General features: G+C 61.4%; 7 protein-coding genes. 2 read left to right on the top strand and 5 right to left on the bottom strand.

The window, feature by feature from the left end; genetic code table 11:
• A partial coding sequence (locus AB4Y86_RS12965) for a fumarylacetoacetate hydrolase family protein (RefSeq protein ID WP_441402628.1) occupies window positions 1–223 on the top strand: 223 nt, incomplete at its 5' end.
• 294 nt (window positions 224–517) lie between these two features.
• Here AB4Y86_RS12965 and AB4Y86_RS12960 read toward each other — a convergent pair.
• Window positions 518–718: a hypothetical protein gene (locus AB4Y86_RS12960; RefSeq protein WP_441402627.1), complete on the bottom strand. Its 201-nt coding sequence runs from the start codon at window positions 716–718 to the stop codon at window positions 518–520.
• A 2-nt stretch (window positions 719–720) separates the two neighbouring features.
• On the opposite strand from AB4Y86_RS12960, the gene AB4Y86_RS12955 reads away from it, so the two are divergent.
• Window positions 721–999, top strand: coding sequence for a cupin domain-containing protein (locus AB4Y86_RS12955; protein ID WP_441402629.1), 279 nt, complete (start codon window positions 721–723; stop codon window positions 997–999).
• A 284-nt stretch (window positions 1,000–1,283) separates the two neighbouring features.
• Here the strand turns inward: AB4Y86_RS12955 and AB4Y86_RS12950 are convergent, their stop codons facing one another.
• The 4 genes from AB4Y86_RS12950 to AB4Y86_RS12935 form a co-directional block, all read right to left on the bottom strand.
• Window positions 1,284–2,069 carry an ABC transporter ATP-binding protein gene (locus AB4Y86_RS12950; RefSeq protein ID WP_441402626.1) on the bottom strand — a complete coding sequence of 262 codons (786 nt, stop codon included), beginning with the start codon at window positions 2,067–2,069 and terminating at the stop codon, window positions 1,284–1,286.
• A 12-nt stretch (window positions 2,070–2,081) separates the two neighbouring features.
• Window positions 2,082–2,843, bottom strand: a complete 762-nt coding sequence (locus AB4Y86_RS12945) for an ABC transporter permease (RefSeq protein WP_441402625.1) — start codon at window positions 2,841–2,843, stop codon at window positions 2,082–2,084.
• Window positions 2,840–3,595, bottom strand: a complete 756-nt coding sequence (locus AB4Y86_RS12940; protein WP_441402624.1) for an ABC transporter permease — start codon at window positions 3,593–3,595, stop codon at window positions 2,840–2,842. Before AB4Y86_RS12940 ends, AB4Y86_RS12945 begins: the two co-directional genes overlap by 4 nt.
• Before the next feature lie 49 nt (window positions 3,596–3,644).
• Window positions 3,645–4,501: ABC transporter substrate-binding protein (locus AB4Y86_RS12935; RefSeq protein WP_441402623.1), on the bottom strand; the 857-nt coding region annotated here is incomplete at its 5' end.

The raw sequence follows: 4,501 nt of genomic DNA, 5'->3' as shown, positions 1-4,501 counted from the left end.
ATCTCGTCCAGGGTGGATTGTCACCCTGGACGAGATCATGTCGATCATCGGCCTCAACGGTCAAGTACGCGTCAACGGCGAAGTCTGGTCCAAGACCAAGGTCGAGGAATTTACCTGGACGCCAGAGGAGACTGTCTCATATGTCGCCCAGTTCGACGGCTTGCAGCCTGGCGATCTCATCGGTTCCGGCACAATGGCGTTCAGCGCTGGTGCCGAACTCTAAAAGTTCTTGCAGCCCGGCGATGTGCTCGAACTTGAGCTCGAAGGTGTCGGTGTATTGCGCTCTCCGATCGCGGAGCAGAAAGAATCGCCAACGTGGTGGCCTACGCCACAGCCCTTCCCCTTTGAAGAGGACTAAAGCATGCCCGGACGAAAGCCCCTGCGTCGCGTAGTGACCGGTCACAATGACGAGGGTCGTGCCGTCATTCTCTTCAACGATCACGACGCACTGAACTCGTTCACATCCGGGGTTGTGCCCGGATTCGGTGCCTCCGTCGTTTGGTTCACGCCCGAGGGATCAGTCGACCACGTGTCGGACCAAGATCGAGCGCCGGCTGGCCGCGAGTTCAATTTCCCCGAAGTAGGACAGACCGTGGTGCGAGTCGCCGATTTTTCTCAGGACGCCGGATACCCGCAGGACGCGGGCGAAGCGGTCTTCGACGAGATGGGCGGTCAGGAAGGGCGTGCGGCTGGCATTGAACACAGCGGTGGTAAACACTTCTGGTTCCACCGCACCGAGTCAATCACTACGCTATGGTCCTTGAAGGCGAGATGACGCTCCTTGTCGATGATGGCGAAGCCACTTTGAAGGCCGGTGACGTCGCAATTCAACGCGCCACTGCGCACGCATGGTCGAACCGTACCGACAAGGTCGCCCGCGTAATGTTCGTTCTCGTCGGGACCGAACCGATCGCACCGGCACAGATAGCGGCGAAGCGGGCATTAATCAAGGCTTCGATGCCAYCTGACCGCCGACTCGGCGGTGAGATCGTGAGATAAGCACCGGGCTCGGTCAACCTCGGACGGTGCCCGCGCGGCTCGTCCAGCTGGCTTCCCGCTGCCGTTCGTGCAGGGCCAGCAGCGTGGTGAGCAGTGCCCCAGCCGGTGTTGGCAGCCAGGTCGTAAACGCCGTGCGGCACCGCCTTACCGACCCTGCGCATCGGCCGTACCCAGGAACGGCCCCGGCGCGAATCGCCAGGGCCGTCGACAACATCATGCCAACGCGGACGGCACAGCTTCGTCAAGGAGAACCGTTCAGCACCGGGGAGCTCGCCACGTCGCGCCTAACGTGCAATAGTGTCGGATTTCCGCATGATCATTCGGTGGATCTCGGCACGGAGCTCCAGATAGTCCGGGCGAGACTTAGTCTCGATCTGGTCGCGTCCGGTGCCCAGCGGTATTTCGACCAAGGCAGCCACGGAGGCCGGCTGACCTGACAAGACAATGACCTTGTCGGCGAGGTACACCGCTTCCTCAATGTCGTGCGTCACCAGGACGATCGTAACTCCAAGGCGGTCCCTGATATCAAGCATCAAATCCTCGAGGTCCGCACGGGTCTGGGCATCCACGGAGGCGAAGGGCTCGTCCATGATCAAGATCTCGGGGCGGTAGGCCAGCGACCTCGCAATCGCTGCGCGCTGCTGCATGCCGCCTGACATTTGCCACGGATACAGGTCTTCGGCATGCCCCAGGTCCACATCGGCTAACGCCTGAATCGCACGCTWCCGACGTTCCTCGCGCGAGAGCCCGAGACGGCGCAGCGGCAGCTCCACATTCTTTCCCACCTTCATCCAGGGCATGAGGGACCTGCTGTAGTCCTGGAACACCACCGAAAGTTCCGCAGGTGGCTGCAAGACAACTCGTCCGTTGACCCTCACTTCTCCGCTGTTTGCGGGCCCCAGCCCCGACAAGGCACGCAGCAGCGTGGTCTTGCCCGTGCCGGATGGACCAACGATGCAGACAAACTGACCGTTCGCCACGGAGAACGTGACATTGGCGAGAACCTGGTTGTCGCCGAAGGACTTGCCGAGCCTGTCGGCTTCCAAAATGGGAGTCACTATGGATTGCATGTGGACCTTCTTTCAGCTTCGCGATTCGCGGTGCCAACCGAGCGCAAATAGTTCGACGAGCATAAGGATGACGTTGAGTAAATAGCCGATGATGCCGAGCAGGATCATCCCAGACCACATCTCGGGCAACGAGAACTGGCGCTGGGTCTGCAGGATGAAATAGCCGATCCCATGCGAGGCGCCCATCAGTTCGCTGGCGAACATCAGGATGACTGAAACCGCGAGGCTGGCCCTGATCCCTGCAAAAATCTGTGGGGACGCGCTGGGGACGACCACCCGAAAAACCCAGTCGACGGGGCGAAGCCTGTTGGACCTTGCGACGTCCACCAGCGCAGGGTGCACTCCCCTGACCCCGTCGATTGTGTTGAGCAACACCGGCCACAGCGCCCCCAGCACCACTATCACGACGCGCATGTCGGGACCGATGCCCATCAGCTGGATGGCCAACGGCAGCATTGCCACCGCGGGCAGATAGCGCATGAACTGCAGCAGTGGTCCCACGGCCGAGGCGATGGCATCGTTCAGCCCGAGCACGATGCCCAGGCCAACTCCGAGCACGATGGAAATGCCCAGACCGACCACTACCGAGTTGAGACTGGGCACGACGTGTTCCCCCACGAGGTCGAAGATCCACAGCTCATGGAACCTCTGCCAAATCTTGGCAAGCGGAGGAAAGAAGATCGATGTGCTTCCGGCGCTGGCAATCCACCACAGCGCAATAAGCAGCACCGGGACGATGGCGGGCAGGAAGAACCGGGGGATCCTTTGCCTCATGGGCTAACCTTTCGATGCGACGGGTGCCACGCGAGAGCGCTGCGTTCAAACCAGCGGAATGTTGAGTCGATGGCCATGCCAAGGACCCCGCATAGCACGATGTAGGCAAACATCTGCGGCAGCGCACCACCGAGTTGATGAATGACGATCTGTTCCCCGAATCCGCCCGCGGGCATGACGATCTGCGCACTGATTGAAATCAGCAGGCAGATAGCGGCAGCCAGTCGGACCCCGGTGGCCATGTACGGCAGTGCCGTCGGGAGCAGAAGCCGGGTCACCGTGTCCCAGCGGCGGACGCCGAAGGAGCGGAAGGTGTCTCGGGCCACGGGGTCCAGGTCGCGCGCGCCGTAGATGGTTTGCATGACCATTGCCCACACTGCACCGAAGAAGGCCAGCAGGATCGTGCTCTGCAGACCCGCACCGTAGAGCAGGACAACCAGCGGGACAAAGACCAATGCGGGAATGGTTCGCAGGAAATCGAGCGCGACCACGGACATCCGGTAGGTTAACCGGCTTACGCCGAGCGGAAACCCGATGACCACGCCGATGACTACCGCGAGCAACAGGCTGATAAACCAGCTGGTCAGAGTCTCGGCAAGGGGTCCCCACAGCGATCCGTCCAGGACAAGTCCCAGCACCGCGCCGGCCACAACCAGCGGCGTGGGCACGGCACCAAGCTGCCCGGTGCTCGCCCCTACCTGCCAGGCCCCGAGCACAAGCACGACGACGCCCAGCTGGGATAGCCGGCTCACCGTCCCTCTTCGTGATGCGGCTTTGGACGGCCGGTGCTTGGTCGGTGCCTTAGCTGCCTGCAGGGGTCCAGATGAGCTTTGCCGGGTCGTAGCCGTCACTGATGAATCCTTCCTTGACCATCAAGTCGGAAAAGGCCTGGATATCTTCGACGCCGAGCTTTGTGTCATAGGTGGGAATCACGGACTTCGCAATGACTTCCGGGGACAACGAGGTGAATTCCGGGACGACCTTGCGAACGGCCTCCGGATGCTCGTTTGCATACTCTCCGGCGCGCTTCATTGCCTTGGTGAACCGCTGGACAGCGTCCGGGTTGGCCTTCGCGAATGCATCACTGGCCACCCACTCCAACGCGCTCATCCCGCCGATACCCTCGGTGAACGGCCGTCCGATCACGGGCAGATCCGCGGCTTGTGCTTTGGAAAGGAATGGGTCGACGATGAAAGCCGCATCAACCCGATTGGATTGAAGGGCCGGGACCATGTCCGGGTACGCGATCTCCACGACTTTCACTTGGCCGGGATCTACGCCAGAATTCCTCAGGAGTACCCGCAGGGCCAGCTCGGGCGCCGACTTTAGCCCCACTACGGCCACCGTCTTGCCGGAAAGATCTTTGATGGAGCCGACACTGCTGCCCCGCGCGGCGRCCAGAGCAGTCGTGTCATGCTTCGGGTCTTTCGGATAGCGGTCACTGCCCGAGACGACCCGGATCGGCAGCCCCTTTGAGGCAGCCGTGACAATGGGAACCGAGGTCATCAGCGCCATCTGGAGTTGGTTGTTGAGCAAGGAGGGGATCGCCGTCGACGCGGTCTGGATTGTCGTGACCGTGACATTCAAGCCCTCGTCCTTGAAAAATCCCTGCTGTTCTGCGATGTAGACGGAGGCCGCATTGGCTATGGGTGTCACGC

Source organism: Arthrobacter sp. 2YAF22_2 (assembly GCF_052114645.1).
In the GTDB taxonomy this organism is placed as follows: Bacteria; Actinomycetota; Actinomycetes; order Actinomycetales; family Micrococcaceae; genus Arthrobacter.
This window is presented reverse-complemented; position numbering and strand designations above follow the sequence as displayed.